At 71.4% G+C, this 16,234-nt stretch carries 15 protein-coding genes; 4 read left to right on the top strand and 11 right to left on the bottom strand.

All coding sequences use genetic code 11. From position 1 onward, the window contains the following. Positions 1–25 precede the first annotated feature (25 nt). Positions 26–1,285, bottom strand: coding sequence for a LuxR C-terminal-related transcriptional regulator (locus tag STRNI_RS39570; protein WP_277413030.1), 1,260 nt, complete (start codon positions 1,283–1,285; stop codon positions 26–28). Between the two features lie 157 nt (positions 1,286–1,442). Between STRNI_RS39570 and STRNI_RS39565 the strand changes: the two genes are divergently transcribed. Continuing rightward, positions 1,443–2,360: an NADP-dependent oxidoreductase gene (locus STRNI_RS39565; RefSeq protein ID WP_274732914.1), complete on the top strand. Its 918-nt coding sequence runs from the start codon at positions 1,443–1,445 to the stop codon at positions 2,358–2,360. Positions 2,361–2,512: 152 nt separating this feature from the next. On the opposite strand, the gene STRNI_RS39560 is transcribed toward STRNI_RS39565, so the two are convergent. After that, complete coding sequence (locus STRNI_RS39560) at positions 2,513–2,986, bottom strand: lamin tail domain-containing protein (RefSeq protein WP_109886693.1); 474 nt, start codon at positions 2,984–2,986, stop codon at positions 2,513–2,515. A 472-nt stretch (positions 2,987–3,458) separates the two neighbouring features. On the opposite strand from STRNI_RS39560, the gene STRNI_RS39555 reads away from it, so the two are divergent. After that, positions 3,459–4,790: a M64 family metallopeptidase gene (locus STRNI_RS39555; protein ID WP_159491797.1), complete on the top strand. Its 1,332-nt coding sequence runs from the start codon at positions 3,459–3,461 to the stop codon at positions 4,788–4,790. Between the two features lie 232 nt (positions 4,791–5,022). Here STRNI_RS39555 and STRNI_RS39550 read toward each other — a convergent pair whose 3' ends face one another. Together STRNI_RS39550 and STRNI_RS39545 are read right to left on the bottom strand one after the other, a co-directional pair. Then, on the bottom strand, positions 5,023–6,030 hold the full coding sequence (locus tag STRNI_RS39550) for an NADP-dependent oxidoreductase (RefSeq protein ID WP_277413029.1): 1,008 nt from the start codon (positions 6,028–6,030) through the stop codon (positions 5,023–5,025). A 113-nt stretch (positions 6,031–6,143) separates the two neighbouring features. Further along, positions 6,144–7,649: a sigma-70 family RNA polymerase sigma factor gene (locus STRNI_RS39545; RefSeq protein WP_277413028.1), complete on the bottom strand. Its 1,506-nt coding sequence runs from the start codon at positions 7,647–7,649 to the stop codon at positions 6,144–6,146. Between the two features lie 320 nt (positions 7,650–7,969). On the opposite strand from STRNI_RS39545, the gene STRNI_RS39540 reads away from it, so the two are divergent. After that, on the top strand, positions 7,970–8,902 hold the full coding sequence (locus STRNI_RS39540) for a CAP domain-containing protein (protein WP_277413027.1): 933 nt from the start codon (positions 7,970–7,972) through the stop codon (positions 8,900–8,902). A 119-nt stretch (positions 8,903–9,021) separates the two neighbouring features. On the opposite strand, the gene STRNI_RS39535 is transcribed toward STRNI_RS39540, so the two are convergent. Continuing rightward, positions 9,022–9,831 (bottom strand): alpha/beta hydrolase, encoded by an 810-nt coding sequence (locus STRNI_RS39535; protein ID WP_141725519.1) that lies wholly within the window; start codon positions 9,829–9,831, stop codon positions 9,022–9,024. A 171-nt stretch (positions 9,832–10,002) separates the two neighbouring features. Here STRNI_RS39535 and STRNI_RS39530 point away from each other — a divergent pair, with 171 nt between their 5' ends. Further along, the gene (locus STRNI_RS39530) at positions 10,003–10,512 is read left to right on the top strand and encodes a MarR family winged helix-turn-helix transcriptional regulator (protein WP_093636098.1); all 510 of its coding nucleotides are present in this window, start codon (positions 10,003–10,005) and stop codon (positions 10,510–10,512) included. A 9-nt stretch (positions 10,513–10,521) separates the two neighbouring features. Here STRNI_RS39530 and STRNI_RS39525 read toward each other — a convergent pair whose 3' ends face one another. From STRNI_RS39525 to STRNI_RS39500, 6 genes are all read right to left on the bottom strand, one after another. After that, complete coding sequence (locus tag STRNI_RS39525; protein ID WP_159491789.1) at positions 10,522–11,784, bottom strand: amidohydrolase family protein; 1,263 nt, start codon at positions 11,782–11,784, stop codon at positions 10,522–10,524. Then, the gene (locus STRNI_RS39520; RefSeq protein WP_109886704.1) at positions 11,781–12,308 is read right to left on the bottom strand and encodes a nuclear transport factor 2 family protein; all 528 of its coding nucleotides are present in this window, start codon (positions 12,306–12,308) and stop codon (positions 11,781–11,783) included. Before STRNI_RS39520 ends, STRNI_RS39525 begins: the two co-directional genes overlap by 4 nt. A gap of 76 nt (positions 12,309–12,384) precedes the next feature. Next, positions 12,385–13,062, bottom strand: coding sequence for an O-methyltransferase (locus STRNI_RS39515; RefSeq protein ID WP_159491787.1), 678 nt, complete (start codon positions 13,060–13,062; stop codon positions 12,385–12,387). Beyond that, complete coding sequence (locus STRNI_RS39510; protein WP_093636106.1) at positions 13,059–14,000, bottom strand: TauD/TfdA family dioxygenase; 942 nt, start codon at positions 13,998–14,000, stop codon at positions 13,059–13,061. The genes STRNI_RS39515 and STRNI_RS39510 overlap by 4 nt, the downstream gene beginning before the upstream one ends. Then, a complete protein-coding gene (locus STRNI_RS39505) occupies positions 13,997–15,568 on the bottom strand; it encodes an AMP-binding protein (protein ID WP_277413026.1) in 1,572 nt (523 codons plus the stop codon). The genes STRNI_RS39510 and STRNI_RS39505 overlap by 4 nt, the downstream gene beginning before the upstream one ends. After that, on the bottom strand, positions 15,555–16,205 hold the full coding sequence (locus STRNI_RS39500) for a thermostable hemolysin (protein WP_109886710.1): 651 nt from the start codon (positions 16,203–16,205) through the stop codon (positions 15,555–15,557). The genes STRNI_RS39505 and STRNI_RS39500 overlap by 14 nt, the downstream gene beginning before the upstream one ends. Positions 16,206–16,234 lie beyond the last annotated feature (29 nt).

Raw genomic sequence — 16,234 nt, 5'->3', positions numbered from 1 at the left:
GTCGGGGCCGGCAGCGGGGCGGCGGCTAGGCCACGGCATGGAAGAGGGCCGCCGCCGCGCCCCGTGACTCGACGCCCAGTTTGGTGAGGATCTTCGCGACATGGAACTTCACCGTCGACTCACTGATGTGGAGTTCCTGGGCGATCGCCCGGTTGCGGTGCCCGAGCGCGAGCCGGGCCAGTACCTGGAGTTCCCGCTCGCCCAGTGCGGTGAGCGGGTCGGGCGCCGGGTCCTGGGACACCCGCAGCGGGATCGTCGCCGACACCGTGGTCCCCCACCCGGGCACCGCGTCGACGTCCAGCCGTCCGTCCAGTACGGCGAGTCGCTCGGCGACCCCGCCGGGGGCCAGGGCACCGTGGGTGAGGGTGCCGGGCCCGTCGTCCCGTACGGCCGCGCGCAGTTCGTCGTCGGTGATCTGCCAGGCGACGTGGACGCGGGTCACCGTCTCCTGTTCCAGGACCTTCAGCAGCAGCGCCCGGACGATGACCCGCGCGGTGTGAGCCACGTCGGCGGCCACGGTCCGCGGGGAGTCGGGGGCGCCCAGCTCCAGTCGTACGGGGCTGTGGCGGACGAGCGGCCGCAGGGAGTCGGCGAGCCGGGCGAAGGCCTGCCCGGCCGGCTCCTCGGCGATCTGCTGGTCGCGCTCCGCCTCCGCACGAAGGTCCACCAGGGCCGAGACGGCCAGATCCGTGGCGGTGGCGCGGGCCGCCGCATCGTCGAGGCTGCGACTGCGCAGGACTCCCAACACTCCGGTGAGCGCGGCCGAGTAGGCCTCGCCCAGCTCCGCGATCACTCGGGCCCGGGTTCCGGCGGCGGTCCGCGAACGGGCCAGCGCGCCGGGCAGGGCCTCCGCCGCCATGCGGTCGAAGTGGCTGGTGACCACGTCCCACAGCGCTTGTACGAGGGCGGCGGCCGCCTCGTCGGCCGGGGTGGCGTCCGCGTCCCGTACCAGCAGCAGGACGGCGCCGCGGGGTGTCGCCCGGCTCGTCACGACGAGGGCCGGCCGCTCCGCACCGGCGAGGGTGAGCGTGCCCTGCCATGGGCGGCCGGGGATGCCGGAGGCGAGCAGCGGCGTCAGATCGGCGGTGGACAGCCGGCCGGTGATCTCGGCCGCGCCGTAGGTCTTGAACGGTGAGTGGGCGCAGTGGGTGGAGAGTTCAGCCACCGCCCGGTGCGGCACCAGCTCGGCCAGCACGGCGGAGAGCCGGGGCAGGATCTCGCCGAGTGGCTGGCGGATCACCTCGTATGCGGCGGTCAGGGCGGGCACCGATCCGGTCAACTGCATGAGCCTCAGCGTAGCCAGGGGATCTGGCACAGGTGCTGGCCTTTCGGCCAGGCCGGACTGTCCCGATGGCCGGCGTCGTGCCCGTCCCCGGCAACGAGGCTGAAGGCATCAATCCAATGCCTCCACGGCATTTCCTGCACCGAACAGGGAGACCGTCATGCGAGCGATCATTTATGACACCTTCGGCGGCGCCGAGGTGCTCCGCCTCGGGGACACCGACAAGCCGGTTCCCGGACCGGGCGACGTACGGGTGAAGGTGGTGACGGTCGGCGTCAATCCGCTGGATTACAAACGGCGTTACGGATGGGTGGAGCAGTTCTACCCCACGACGTTTCCCGCTGTGCCGGGCCTGGAGTTCGCCGGGGTGGTGGACGCGCTCGGCGACGGCGCGGGGGACGAGTTCGCCGTCGGCGACGAGGTCTTCGGCTGGACCAGGACCGGTGCGTACGCGGAGCACGCCCTCGCGGGAGACATCGTGCGCAAGCCTGCAGCGCTCTCCTTCGAGGCCGCGGCGGCCCTCCCGGTGGCCGGTGAGACGGCGCAGCGCGTCCTTGACCTGCTGGGCCTGACGACGGGCGAGACCCTGCTGCTGCACGGGGCGGCGGGCGCGGTCGGCCAGGTCGCGGTCCAGCTGGCGGTGGCCGGGGGCGCCACGGTGGTCGGTACGGCGTCCCCGGCCAATCACGACTTCCTGCGTGCGCTGGGTGCGGTTCCGGTGGCGTACGGGGCGGGCCTGGCCGACCGGGTCCGGGCGGTTGCCCCCCAGGGCGTGGACGCGGTCTTCGACGCGGCCGGGCAGGACGCGCTGCCGGTCTCGATCGCGCTGCGCGGCGGAACGACGGACCGGATCGTCACCATCGCCGATATGAACGCCGCCGAGCACGGGGTGCCCTTCTCCGCGGGCGGTACACCGTCGGAGCAGATCCGGGCAGGCCTGGCCGCGCACGCCCGCCTCGCCGTCGAGGGCAGGCTCGCGGTACCGGTCGTCGAGACCTTCCCGCTCGCCGACGCGGCCAAGGCGCAGGAGCTGAGCGAAGCGGGGCATGTGCGCGGCAAGCTCGTCATCACAGTCTGAGCCGGTGGCAGCCCGTTCGGGGGCCGGCTGACGGCGGCGCGCAAAAGGGCGGTGCGCCACAGGCCGGCTGCCTGTGGCGCACCGGTTCCGGAGCGGTGGCCGGTGAGGGCGACAGGGGCGCTGTCTGCCTCACCGGTCAGTTCCGCACGGGGTCAGTGACGGTGGCCGTGTCCCCAGCGCTCCTGGTCGACGACGCGGCGGTGGTCGTTGCGCAGGGTTGCGGTGTCACGGTTGTTGTCCCAGACGTAGTTGCGCCGGTCCTGGTAGACGTCCCAGCGGTTGTCGTGGCCGTAGCCGGTGTGGACGCGGACCTGGCTGTGGCCGGCCAAACGCAGGTTGCCGAAGCGATAGGTGTGTCCGCTCTTGTCGGACAGGCTCCAGCCCTTGATGTTGACGGGTGTGCGGCCGGTGTTCCGCACCGTCACCCACTCCGCGTTGAGGCTCCGGTTCGAGCGGTCGTCGCGTCCCGGGCTGTCGTACTGGATCGTCCCCAGCACGACTGCGGACCGCCAGCGCTGCGGAGTGTGGCGGTGGTGGCCGTCCGCGCTGGCCGGGAGGGCGGCGGTGGCTGCCAGGGCCGCGGAGCCCAGTACAGCCATGGCGACACGCGAAGCGTTGCGGAACATCGAACCTCCTGTGGCGGACGCCGCTGACAGCGCCCAAAAACCGGACTCCCGGCCGGTTTGGCCGGGCTCCCACAGAGTGACGGCCCGTCATGCCTTGGCGGAAGAAATCCCCGTTGGTGTGACAAAACACGGACATATACACAACCACACCACGCCAGGCGCGTACGCCCCCGCGCTCACCCCACCACCCGCAACACCCCCTACACGTATCCCCGCGCGGCCCTACGGGGCGCGGCCACCCGCGGGCTGACGGCCCGACGGCCTGGTGATGGCTCCGCTCGCACAAGTCCCGTCCCCCACGGGACGTTGCTCCGAAAGGCGTTTTCTCGCGCCCTCCCGTGACCCGAACTCAGCTGTCTGGTGAGCCACTCAGGCACCATCCGTTGCCTGGAGCCCCCGGAGCCTCTACGTTGAGCGCGCCTGATTTCAGCTCAGCCCGGTGCATTGCGCCGGGCTTCGGGAGGAACCCCCCATGCGCAGAAACACCCCCGGACAGCACCGCAGACGCACGTCCATACGCACCGCGGTGTCCGTCGGCATCGCCGCGGCGGCGGTGGCCGCGACGGCCGTCGCGGCCACCGCCGAAGGCGCCACCCCGGCCCCGCAGGCCCAACGCACCCAGCACGTCGAGTACTTCAACGGCGCGGACGGCCACCCACGGCAGACCACCGTTCCGGCCTCCAAGCCGCTCGCGCCGTCCGAGAAGGCGGCGATCGCCGCCGGCGACGGCGATGTCACCTCGATCGTGCAGAACGGCACGGTCGGCACCAAGCTCGATGTCGTCTTCGTCGGTGACGGCTACACCGCCGCCCAGCAGGAGGACTTCCACGCCGACGTCCGCGCCAAGTGGGCCAAGATCTCCGGTGTTGAGCCGTACGCCACCTACCGCGGCCTGTTCAACGTCTGGGCCGTGGACGCCGTCTCCAACGAGTCCGGCGTCTCCGGGGACCCGACGAAGGACGTGGTCCGCGACACCGCCCTCGACTCCGCGTTCTTCTGCGACAACACCGAGCGGCTGCTGTGCGTCGACACCGGCAAGGTCGAGTCGTACGCCTCCAAGGCCCCGGCCGCCGACCTCGTCGTGGTCCTCTCCAACTCCACCAAGTACGGCGGTGCGGGCTACAACGACATCTCCTCGCAGGTCGGTTACGACGGGATCGCCACCGCCTCCTCCGACAACGACCAGTCGGACCAGATCGCGGTCCACGAGACCGGCCACTCGCTCGGCAAGCTCGCCGACGAGTACGACTACGGCCAGTCCGGCACCTACACCGGCCCCGAGCCCGCCCAGACCAACCTCACCAAGCTCTCCGCCGACCAGATGACCGCTCAGCAGCAGAAGTGGTATCGCTGGATCGGCCAGCAGTCCCCGGACGGCGGCGCGGTCGGCGCCTTCGAGGGCGGCGGCTACTACCAGTACGGGCTCAACCGTCCCACCGACAACTCGATCATGCGGACCCTGGGCCAGGAGTTCAACCTCCCCGGCCGCGAGGCGATGATCGCGGGCTTCTACCGCTATGCGAGCGTGCTGAGCAGCCCGGTCTCCACCCACCACGCGGTCTCCCGTGGGACCCGTATCCGTGTCACCGCACCCGCCTCCGCGCAGCTGAAGTGGTATGTCGACGGCCGCGAGCGCAAGGCCGCGCGCGGCAGCACCACGGTCGTCCCGCGCACTCTCGGCGTCCCGGCCGACGGCCGCCCCCATACGGTCACGGCCCGGGCCACCGACCGTACGAAGGCGGTCCGTGACCCGGCACTGCGCAAGCTGCTGTCCCGATCGCTGAGCTGGCACACCGCGCCCTGATACGCCCCCAACAGCTCCTCGCACACCGCCCCGGTCATCGGGCGGGCCGGTCCACGCGCCCGCCCGGTGACCGGGGCTGCGTCTTGTCCGGGGCGGAGCTGCTGCCGGTCTCCCGTACACACCTCTGACGCCCCGACAGCACCAGCTGCCGCCATCCGTCCGGCACCGTCTCCTAAGTGGCCCGGAGACAGCGGGCACTGGGCCCGACGGCGCAGCGCAGCGGCCGCTGCGGTCAGAGGCGCACCACCATCTTTCCGGTGTTCCGGCCGTCCATCAGCCCGAGGAAGGCCTCCACCGTGTGGGCGATGCCGTCCTCGAACGTCTCACGGAAGCTGATCTTCCGTGCGGCCAGCCAGCCGCCCATCTCTTCGGCGAAGCGCGGCTGGAGACCCGCATGGTCCCCGACCTCGAAGCCGCGCAGCGTGATCCGCTTCTTCACCAGCTCGACCATGTTGCGCGGCCCCGCCGCGGGCTCGGTGTCGTGGTACCCGGATATCGCTCCGCACAGCGCGGCCCTGCCGTTCAGGTTCAGCGCGTCGATGGCGGCCTCCAAGTGGTCTCCTCCGACGTTGTCGAAGTACACGTCGATACCGTCCGGGGCGGCCTCGGCGAGCAGTTCGCGCACCGTGCCGGACTTGTAGTTGAAGGCGGTGGTGAAGCCGAGTCCGCCGGTCAGGTAGTCCACCTTCGCCGCGGAACCGGCGCTGCCGATCACCGCCTTCGCCCCGCGCAGCCGCGCGATCTGCCCGGCCAAACTGCCCACCGCCCCGGCCGCGCCGGAAACGAAGACCGTGTCCCCCGCGCGCATTCCCGCGATCTCGGTCAACCCGACGTACGCGCTCAGTCCGGGCATCCCCAGTACGCCGAGGAACGCGGAGTCCGGTACCCCCTCGATACGCTGCAGCCTGGTGAAGCGTCCGGCAGGAGCGACCGCGCCGGTACGCCATCCCAGGTCGCTGAGCACCAGATCCCCCGGCGACAGACCGGCCGCCCGCGACGTGACGACCTCACCGACCGCACCACCCGTCATCGGCCGGTCTAACCCGTAGGCCAGGCTCCCGGCCGCCGTGGCACTCATCAGGGCCCGCATATAGGGGTCCACCGAGAGGAAGGTGTTACGGACCTGCACCTCACCTTCGGCCGGTGCCGGCAACTCCCGCTCCACGAGCCGGAAGTCCCCCGGCACCGGGCGCCCCACGGGGCGTGCGGACAGCTGCCACTCCTGCACGGTGTCGGTCATGCGCCGTTCTCCTTGTGTGCGACGGACTGCTTCTCCGTGAGGTGCAGCGCTACCGGCCGCCAGGACATTCCGGTGGCCGCGGTCCGGTAGACGACCGGCTCTGCCCGCCGAAGTCAGCGCGGTGCCGCGAGGTCCTGGGTCCACCAGGGCCCGCCCGAGCCCTGGACGACGCCGATGCCGACCTCCGTGAAGGCGCAGTTGAGCAGGTTGTCGCGGTGCATGCTGTCGCCCATCCAGTCGTTCACCGCGTCGGCGGCGGTCCGCGGGCCGCGGTGGAGGTTCTCGCCCCAGCTGCTCCACTGGTATCCGGTCGCGGTGATCCGCTCGTCGGGGCCGGTGCCGTCCGGAGTCTCGTGCTCGTAGTACTGCCGTGCCGCCATATCGGCGGAGTGACGCTGCGCCGCGGTGTGCAGGCGTCGCTCGATGCGCAGCGGCCCGCAGCCGGCCCGCGCCCGCCGCTGGTTGATGAGTGCGGTGGCCTGCTCTTCGAGGTCGGGCGGGGTGGCCGAGGGCGTGGGGGTCGGTGTGGCGGACCGTGTGGGAGGCGCGGTCCTGGAGGGTGACGGGGTCGGGGTGGGTGTGGGGGTGGGGCGTGGCGAGGGGGTGCGGGCGGCCACGGTACGGGGCGCCTTCGGCTCGTCCTTCCGGTTGTCCGGAGGCGTGCCGGGAGACCACCACACGGCGGCGCTGACGGCCACCACGAGGGTGGCGGTGCCCGCGACGACCGTGCCCTTCTTCACCCGGGGCGGCCGCTTCGGCAGATGGTGTGCGCCGGGAGCACCGGACGCGGGGTCCGCGGGTGCCGGGGCCGCCTGCACGGTGGCGGCGGCAGGGGCGGGCAGGACGGTCTGCGTAGTGAGGTGCGAGGGCAGCGGCAGCATGGCGAGACCGGCCAATAGGCCCTCGGCGGGCAGCAGGTCGTCCCAGTGTCCGGAGCAGGCCGTGCACTGACGCGCATGGCGGGCTATTCGCTTGCGCCAGAGGGCGCAGGGCTCGTGGTCCCAGGTTTCCGTCAGCTGGGACAGTTCGGGGCAGAGAGGAGTTGCCGAGAGCGCGCGGACCACGACGCGGCCGGCTTCGAGCTGCTCCTTCATCCGCTGCACACGGACCGCCGCATGGCGGGAGTCGATCCCGACGGCGGCGACCAGCTCCGGCCTGCTGATCTCACCGGCGGCCTCCAGCCACCACAGGGACAGCAGTGACCGGTCCCCCTCGTCCAGCCAGCGGGTGGCCGCGGCCACTTCACGGCGCTGGCCGGACAGGCCCAGCTTCAGGATGGTCAGGTCCACGAAATCGGCGGAGCGGTCGGCCCGTTCCGGCGCCTGGTCCAGGCCGACGACGGGTGTCTTGCGGGCGGCGGTCCACCGGCGGCGCACCTGGTTCATGGCGATCGCCACCAGCCAGGAGCGGAAGGACGCCGGCTCCCGCAGGCCGTCCAGCGACTCCAGGACGCGCAGCATGGTCTCCTGCACCACGTCGTCGACGTCCGCATGGCCGTCCAGTGCGCGGCCCACGACGTTGTAGATCAGTGGCAGGTATGCGGCGACCAGCTGCTCCCGGGCCTCTTCGTCCCCGGCCTTGGCTGCCTCGACGGCCTCCGTCCCGTTTTCCTGCTTCACGCCTATTCGTTCCTGTTCCTTCGTGCGTACCCGTAGCCCCCGCACACAGGAGATCCCGCGCGCTCGCCGCGATAACAGAAAAAACCTACGTGGCTCCGGAAGCACCCCGGTCCCCGGCCGACGCCCATGGCGCACTCCAGACGCCCCGGCCGGCGCGCGCAGCGTGGAATCCGGCCTGCTGACGGCCCACGAAAAAACTTTTCGCAGTTTCCGTTATCTGGTCCCGGCCCCGTGCTCTCCCATGTGTCGGCCCGCAAGAACAACGGGTCCCCCGGGCTCAGCGGGCCGGCAGATCCCCATCCCCCACAGGAAACGGAACCATGAACAACGACCACCTTCAGACGGAGCGCCACGACGAGACGCCGGCCGGGAGCGGCCGCGGGGCGGGCGAGGCCGGTGCGCACCGGCGTTCCGGCGGGGCCGGGGCGGGCGGCAGCGCGGGAGGCCGGCACGGGCGGACCAGCGGCACGCACCGCGCCGGCAGCACTCCGCGGCGCAAGGCCACCCTCCTGGCGGTGGCGGCCGTGGTCACCGTGGGCGGCGCGTCCGTGGTGCTGATACGCCCCGACTCGGGAGCCGACCGGGCGCTCGCGGCGGATGCGTCCGTGCCGTCGGCGTCCACGGCGACCGTCTCCGCCAAGCCGACGCCGTCCACCTCGCGCACCCCCAAGACCCACAAGAAGCCCTCGGCCTCCCCGTCCAAGGCCAAGCGGCACGGCAAGCGGCATTCCTCGCCCCGGCCGCAGGCCAGCCGTCCCGGCAGCGGCAACGGTGACTCCGCCCAGCGGACCGCGCCTCGTACGCCCCACGTCGACTCCGGAGCGGGAAACACCACGCCGAACGGAGCACAGGCCGCTTCCGGCACCGCCGCGCGGTTCGCGCAGAAGGTCGTCGAGCTGGTCAACGCCCAGCGGGCGCAGCACGGTTGTGGCCCGCTCACCGTCGATCCCCGTATCCAGAAGGCGGCACAGGCCCACTCGGACGACATGGCCGCCCGCAACTACTACGAGCACAACACGCCGGAAGGCGTCGACCCGGGTACCCGGATGACCAAGGCCGGATTCCCGTGGAGCAGCTGGGCCGAGAACATCTTCAAGAGCCCCAAGGACCCGGCCACCGCGGTGGACGGCTGGATGAAGAGCCCGGGCCACCGCGACAACATCCTGAACTGCTCCTACAAGTCCACCGGTGTGGGCGTCAATCTCAGCGGCAACGGCCCGTGGTGGACGCAGGACTTCGGCACCCGCTCCTGAGCGATGCCCTGACCGGCCGCCCCCGGCTCGTCCGCCCGTGCCCGGTGTGAGCGGGCGGGGCTTCCCCGTGGTGCGGGCCTGATCCGGCCCGCACCACGGGGGCCCGCGGCGCCGAACGCTCAGCTGTCCGCCGGGGCGAAGGTCCGGTCGAGGAAGCCGTCGAGGCTGCGGCGGGCCTTGGCACCGTGCGGGCCGGCGAAGATCTCGGCGGCGTGGAGCGTGCCGGGCAGGACCGTGACCTCGGCCTTGGGGAAGCTGTGGGCGACCTCGCGCAGCCGCCCTTCGTCGGAGAGCGGGTCGTCGGCGGTGCCCAGGAGCAGCAGTTCGCCCTCGTAGGACGTGCCGTTTCCGGCGGAGTAGCCGCCCAGCGAGGCGAGGGGGCTGATTCCGGCGACGCCGGCCGGGCGGTCGGTGCGGTCCGTCAGCATGCCGAGCATGAGCGTGCCTCCCATGCAACCGCCCACCCACGCCACGTTCTTGGCGCCGCGCGAGCGCAGCAGCCGGGTCGCTTCGGACACGGTCCGGCGGCGGTCCCCTCCCCAGTCGAAGGTGACCACGTGATAGCCGTCGGCGGCGAGCCGCTTGGCCTCGGCCGCCCATTCGCAGGCGTCGCCCCAGGAGATGGGTGCGAAGACCACCCCGCGGGGACCGGTGCCCAGGGTGACCAGACGGCCGTCCCCCGAGGAACCGGGCGGGCGGTACGCGGTGGCGCCGCGGACGCCGTGGAAGCACGACGGCAGCCGGTCCGGTGTGGCGCTGAACTCTCGCACTGCGATGGTTCCTTCCTCGGTGGAGCGACGGTTTTCCGCCATCGCACTCCCCTGTGGGGCCGTTTCCACGTCACGTCCGGCACAGGCGGTGACGCTGGTCAGGGCCAGAAACAGGACCGCCGTCATGGCCAGGGCACGTCTCGGCTCACGCTTGAACATGAGAGAAGCATAGAGAGAAAGCATTGGAAAAAGCTATATTGAAAGATAGATGGAAAGCTTTTCACAGTGTCCACATCTGGCAAGCACACAGTCTCCCCAGGTCAGAACGTGCCTGTGTGGAGGGTGGGATATCTTTGTACTGAGCATCGGGTAGAGGGAAGGCGGTTCACAGTGGAGCCTGACCACGTAGACGAGATCATCTCGGCATGGGGACACGAACTGCCCGAAATTGCCGGTCTCCCCCTGGAACTGGCCAAAAGGACCGCCCTGTTGGTTTCGGCCTTCGATATTGCGGCCGGCGCCGAGCTGGAGAAACTGGGGCTCACCCAGGCCGAGTACGGAGTACTCGCCACCCTCCGGCGGATCGGCGCCCCCTACCGCCTCAAGCCGACCGACCTCACGCACGCGCTCCTGCTGTCCTCCGGCGGGACCAGCAATGTCATCAAGCGCCTGGTGGCCGCCGGCTATGTCACCCGCGCGGCGGCCGAGGACGATGCGCGCAGCAGCTGGGTACAGCTCACACCGAGCGGGGTGGAGACCGCCGAGGCGGCGGTGCGCGCCACCACCGCCGTGCACGCCCGGCTCGTCGACCGGATTCCGGAACGCACCGCGAAGGCCCTCAGCGAACAGCTGCGCATCGCGCTGGCCGCCATCGAGGAGGGCGTGCTGATCCGGCGCTGACGCGAGAGGTCAGCAGCCGGCCAGCCGGTCGCGCACCTCCTCCGCCCGTGCCAGCAGCCGCGGCAGTCCGGCGTACTGCAGCCGCCCCGCGCGCTTGACGATCCGTCCGGCGACCAACACGGTGTCGACGTCGGCGCGGTCCATCGACGACACGACGGCCGCGGTGGCGTCGTGCAGGGGCGCCACTCCGGGGCGGTCGGTGCGCAGCACGAGCAGATCGGCCTGCTTGCCCGGGGTCAGAGAGCCGATACGGTCCGCCATCCCGAGCGCCTCGGCGCCGCCGAGCGTCGCGAACTCCAGCACCTCCCGGGCCGTGAGCAACGCCGCTTCCGGGCCCGCGTGGCCTTGCAGCGCGGCGAAGCGCCCGATCTGGAAGGCGGCCCGCATCTGCGTGAACATATCGCTGGGTGCGGCGACTTCGACATCGACGCTGAGACTGGGACGCAATCCGGCGGCCGCCGCGGCGGCGAACGGCGGCAGACCGTGCCCCATGGTCATCTCGATGGCGGGCGCGACCGACAGCGCCCCACCGCTGTCGCGGATCAGCTCCAGCTCGCCGGCCGCCATCCCGGTGCCGTGGATGAAGACCGTGCCGGGGCGCAGTACCCCGAGGCGGCGCAGCCGGGAGACCGGGCTGCCGCCCCGGACGTGCAGCGCGGTCGGCACATCGAGTTCACGGGCCAGGGCCCAGCCGCGCCGGATGTTGTCGTCGCTGCCGGCCTCGGCGTTCAGCGCCATGGTCACCAGGCCGTCCTTGGCGTGCAGCCGGTCGCTGCGGACCCGGCGGGCGTCCTGTGCCGTGCCCTGCCCGTAGGCGAAGACGCTGCGCAGCCCGGATTCGGTGAGCGCGTCGAGCAGGGCGTCGGTGTGCTCCTCGGTCGTCTTGTCGACATTGGAGATGTCCTGGACGGTGGTCACCCCCGCGTCCAGGGCGCCCAGGGCGCTCAGCAGATTGCCCAGGTGGAGATCGTCGGCGCTGAGCCGGGGCGCCAGGGTGTGCAGGACGGTCGCGAAATACTGGTCGAGGGTCTGGTCGGCGCCGCTGCCGCGGAGCGCCGCCTGCCACATGTGCCGGTGGGTGTCGACGAAGCCGGGGAGCACGAGGCACCCCCGGGCGTCGATCCGCTCGTCCGCGTCCGTGGCGTCGATGTCCGGGCGTACCTCGGTGATCCGGCCGTCCGTCACCAGGATGTCGGCGGACGGCAGTTCACCGATGGCCGGGTCCATGCTGAGGACCCGGCCACCGGTGACGAGCAGGCGTGCGGAGGTCATGCAGTGCCCCACCCCTGGGGCGGTGTCAGGCGGCCCATCTGCATGTTCCAGTACTCGGTGTTGCGCCGGCAGCGGCCGTCGGGAGCGAAGGTCAGGATGTTGGTCTCCAGCAGGGTGACCCAGTGCTCCCCGTCGGGGTTGATGGCGGGGGCCCGCATCGTGACCCAGAGTTCGACGGCCGCCCGGTTGCCGGTGACGACGGGGGTGCCGTGACGGCCGGTCATCTCGCTCTGGCCGGAGGTGATGTCGCGCCAGTAGCGGCCGATGGCCTCGCGGCCGCGGAAGGTCTGCGCGGCCACGCCGGGCACCGCCTCGTACAGGGCGTCGGGGGTGAACAGCCGGACCGCGGCGGTGTCGTTCTTGGTCCGCCAGGCCTCAAGGTAGGCGTCGGTCCAGCTCGCCACCTGGGCGGCGGTGAGTTTGGGGGACTGTCCGGCGGCGTGTGCGGCCGGTGCCACTGCCGCCAGGGGCAGCGCGGCGACGCCGGCGCGGAGCAGGGTGCGGCGGTGGGTACGGGAATTCACGGGTGTTCGGTGCCCTTTCCGTGCGTACGGGGTGACGCGGATCGCGACGGCTTCGCGAAGCCGGGTGGAACCGGTGTCAGGCCTCTTGCTGGAGGCGGACGGAGAATTCGATGCCGTCGCCCAGCGGAAGCTGCTGGGAGAGATAGCCGTTGCCGGCGGCGCGGACATGGTCGGTGAACTCGGGTGGCAGCATCGGCAGGTTGTCGGAGACGACCAGGCCACCGGTGCGCAGTGCGGGTTCGAGCAGCTTGAGGACCGGGAGGTAGAGCTCCTTCCAGCCGTCCAGCAGCAGCAGATCGACCGGCCCGGGAAGCGTGGCGAGCTGTTCCCGGGCATCGCCGGTCCTGATCTCGGCGTAGCCGGCGAGCCCGGCGCGCTCCAGATGGCTGCGTGCCCGGTCGGCCTTGCCGGGATGCAGCTCCGAGCCGATGATGCGGCCGCCGCCGTTGTCGCGCAGGGCCGCCGCCGCATAGATCGTCGAGGCGCCGAAGGAGGTGCCGAACTCCACGACGAGTGCCGGGCGCAGGCTCCGTATCAGCTGGTACAGGAAGGTACCGACCTGCGGGTGTACGGGCAGCGCGGCCTGGGCGCACAGCTCGGCCGCCTCCTGGGCGGTGGGCGGCTGCGGCCAGTCGGCCGCGGTGGCGTAGGCGCGCTTCATGACGTCCGGGTCGTTGCGCTCGGCGGTCCGGGCGATCTCGTCCAGGACGGCGCCGACACGCTCGTCGTCGAGTCCGGTGGTGGCGGTGGTCATCCCTGGGCCCTCCCGTTCCGCACGGCGGCCAGCAGCGCGGGGTCGAGGTAGCTCTGCGCGTTGTAGATGGTCCGGTCGGTGTCGAGTATCTCGCGCCGGCCGTGCATCACCCGGGTGTTGTCGATCAGGGCCACGTCGCCGTCCTGCCAGTCCAGCTCCTCGGTCAGTTCCTCGGTGAGGCGGCGGAATTCGGTGAGGAGCTCCTGGGGGATCTCCGTGCCGTCGGCGAAGGTGATGCGCGGGGCCTCGTAGTTGTACGAGGGGCCGAAGACGCTGTTGGCCCAGGAGAGCCGGCTGCCGAAGAGCGTGGGGTGGACGGCACCGACGCGGTAGGCGTAGTGGATGGAGCCGTCGTCGTTGAGCTGGAGGGTGGTGGACACACTGCCGCCCACCAGGTCCTTCATATCGGCGAAGGTGATGTCGTCGAGCTTCTTGCGGCCTTCCGTCTGGTGGCAGACGAACGCCTTCCACTTGGGCTCCTCCACCCGACGGCTGTACATGATGTCCTTGACGCCGAAGACCGCGCGGGCGGTGTCACTCGCCGCGTCCCAGACGCGGTAGCCGTCACAGACGGTGGTCTGGGAGCCGCTGGCGGCGGCCTTCTCGCACAGGAACCACGTCAGGTCGGGGCCGAAGGGACTGTTGCCGTTCTCCAGATGGAGGCCGACGGCAACGGTGCCCGCGTCCACCTTCTGGGCGACCTCGCCGCCGTGGAAGGAGCGTGCCGGGTCGAGGGTGATCCGGCTGGAGTGCGCCTTCACGAAGGAGGTGAACTCCTCCAGGTCGGTGCGGAAGCCCCGGAACAGCAGAAAGCCGGCGTCGGCGAGCAGCCCGGTGACCCATGCGGGGTCCAGAGCACCGAGCGACCTGTCCTCGGCGGGCAGGACGAGCCGGCCGGTGGCGGCCCCGTAGGGCTCGACGGCAGCGATGGTGGTCATGCGTCTGCTCCTTGGTGGTCGTACAGCGTTCCGTTGGACAGGGCAGTGCGGATGGCTGCCCGCATGGGCCTTCCGGTGACGGTGAAGAACCGGCGGTAGAGGCGCTCGTCGGCGACGGTGAGGTGCGGTACGGCGACCCGCTCCACCTCGGAGAGGTGCGCTTCGCCGAACTCCCGGACGGCCGCTTCGGCCGCCGCGAGGTCGGTGGACTCCTTGACGAGGAAGAGTCCGTGGAGGGCGGTGAGTCCGTCACCGATCACGGCGACGGCGCGGACGAACGGGAGTTGGGCGTACTGCGCCTCGACCCACTCGGGGGCCACATTGCGGCCGGCCGCGGTGATGATGACGTTCTTCTTGCGTCCGGTGATGCTGATGAACCCGTCCTCGTCGATCCGGGCCAGATCGCCGGTACGGAGCCAGCCGTCGGCGTCGAGGACCAGGCTGGAGGGGTCGTCGCGGGTGTAGCCGGCGAACAACGAGGTGCTGTTGACCAGGAGTTCACCGTCGTCCGCGGTCCGGACGCGGACATGCGGCAGCGGCCGGCCCACGGTGCCGAGGCGGCGCGCGTCCGGGGTGTTCCAGCTGACCACGGAGCTGTTCTCGGACAGTCCGTACCCCTCGTGCACGGGCAGCCCGTGGTCTTCCAGCCGCCGCAGCAGCTCCGGGTGCACGGGCGCCCCGCCGCAGCAGATGAGCGGCGCGCCGGGGGTGCCGAACAGGGCCGGTGCGACCGCCTGTCCGCTCGCCACGGCCTCGTCCGCGGCGGCGGCGAAGGCATCGACGAGTGCGGGCGTGGCGACCATCGCGGTCGGGCGGGCGGACGTCACATACGGCATGGCATCGGCCGGGGCCGCCGCAGTGGTGCCGACCAGGGCCTTGCCGGGCGGCATCAGGACCAGCGTCCCGCCGTCGAGCAGGACCATGTAGAGGCCGGTGACCTGCTCGATGAGCAGGCTGAACGGGACGACGGAGAGATAGCGGGCGAAGGCCCCGCCGGGCATCACCGAACGCAGTGAGCCCAGCAGTTCGTTCAGGGCAGCCGCCCGGATCCGTACCCCCTTGGGACGCGAGGTCGTCCCGGAGGTGTGGATGATCTTGCACTCCCAGTCCGCTCCCCCGGCGCGGGCCGGCGGCAGCACCATGGGCGCGGACGGTACGGGCCCGTCCGTGGACAGCGGCAGTACCGTGCAGTCCGGGCGCAGGACCCGGTCCCTGCCCCACTGGGTCAGCCGCTCCTGCCCGGCCGCGTCCACCACGCACAGATCGGTCTCCTCCAGCAGCCCGGCGGCCTGCTCGGCGGAGAAGGCCAGCGGGACGGGTACTTCGGTGGCGCGCGCGGCGATCAGTGCGAGGTCGGCGACCACGAATTCGGGGGTGTTGCCGCAGACCACACCGATGCGCAGCGGCCGGCCGTCGCCCGGTCCGATCCGCTCGACGAGGTCAGCGGCCCGGCGCGTCACCTCCTGGTAGCTGAGGGTCCGGGCCGGCGCGCCGTCCTCCCCCAGCACCTCGATCAGCGGACGCGCCGACTCACCGAACCTGACCAGGCTCTGCTCAATGCCCAGCATGACCGGCCACCTCCATGGCGCTGATGCTCAGTTGGAGATCGGTGACGGAGTAACGCCCGGTGGCGTCGGAGAACAGCCGGTCCAGGGCGTTCAGCGGGATGACGCCGACCTGCGGCTCCTGGTCGTAATAGGTGCCCCAGCGTGCCGCCTCGTCGGGAGACAGCCGGCGCGGGTCGGCGGGACCGAACGGCACGAAGGAGATACCGGTCCGGTCCAGGGTCGTGATCAGGCTGCGGGTGACGGTGCACAGGATGTACTCCATGCCCAGGCACCAGGCGATGATCGGGGTGGCTCTGATCAGTTCGCGGCCGACCGAGGCGCGGCGGGTGGCCAGTGCCCCCACTTCCACCACCCGCCTGCGGTCGACAGAGGCCCCGAGTCGGGACAGCGCGGCGTCCTCGACACCGGTCTCGAGGTACCGCTCGGAGAACAGCTCCTGGTCTCTGCCGAAGGTGAGCCCCGCGCAGGCCAGTGGCGCGCAGGGCTTCTCCGCCGCGCCGCAGGCCGGCCGGGCGACGATGAACGAGTCGGGCCGGGGCGCCACATCGGCGCCGTATGCCTGGGCGTACACCTCACGAGCGAGGTCCGCGGCGTCCAGCCATGAGCTGGTCGACCGGTGTGCCAGATCGATCTGCACGGTGCTCCCCCCTTCCCCGGCTGCCGGCT

Origin of the sequence: Streptomyces nigrescens (genome assembly GCF_027626975.1) — a bacterium.
Classification (GTDB): domain Bacteria; phylum Actinomycetota; class Actinomycetes; order Streptomycetales; family Streptomycetaceae; genus Streptomyces; species Streptomyces nigrescens.
This window is presented reverse-complemented; position numbering and strand designations above follow the sequence as displayed.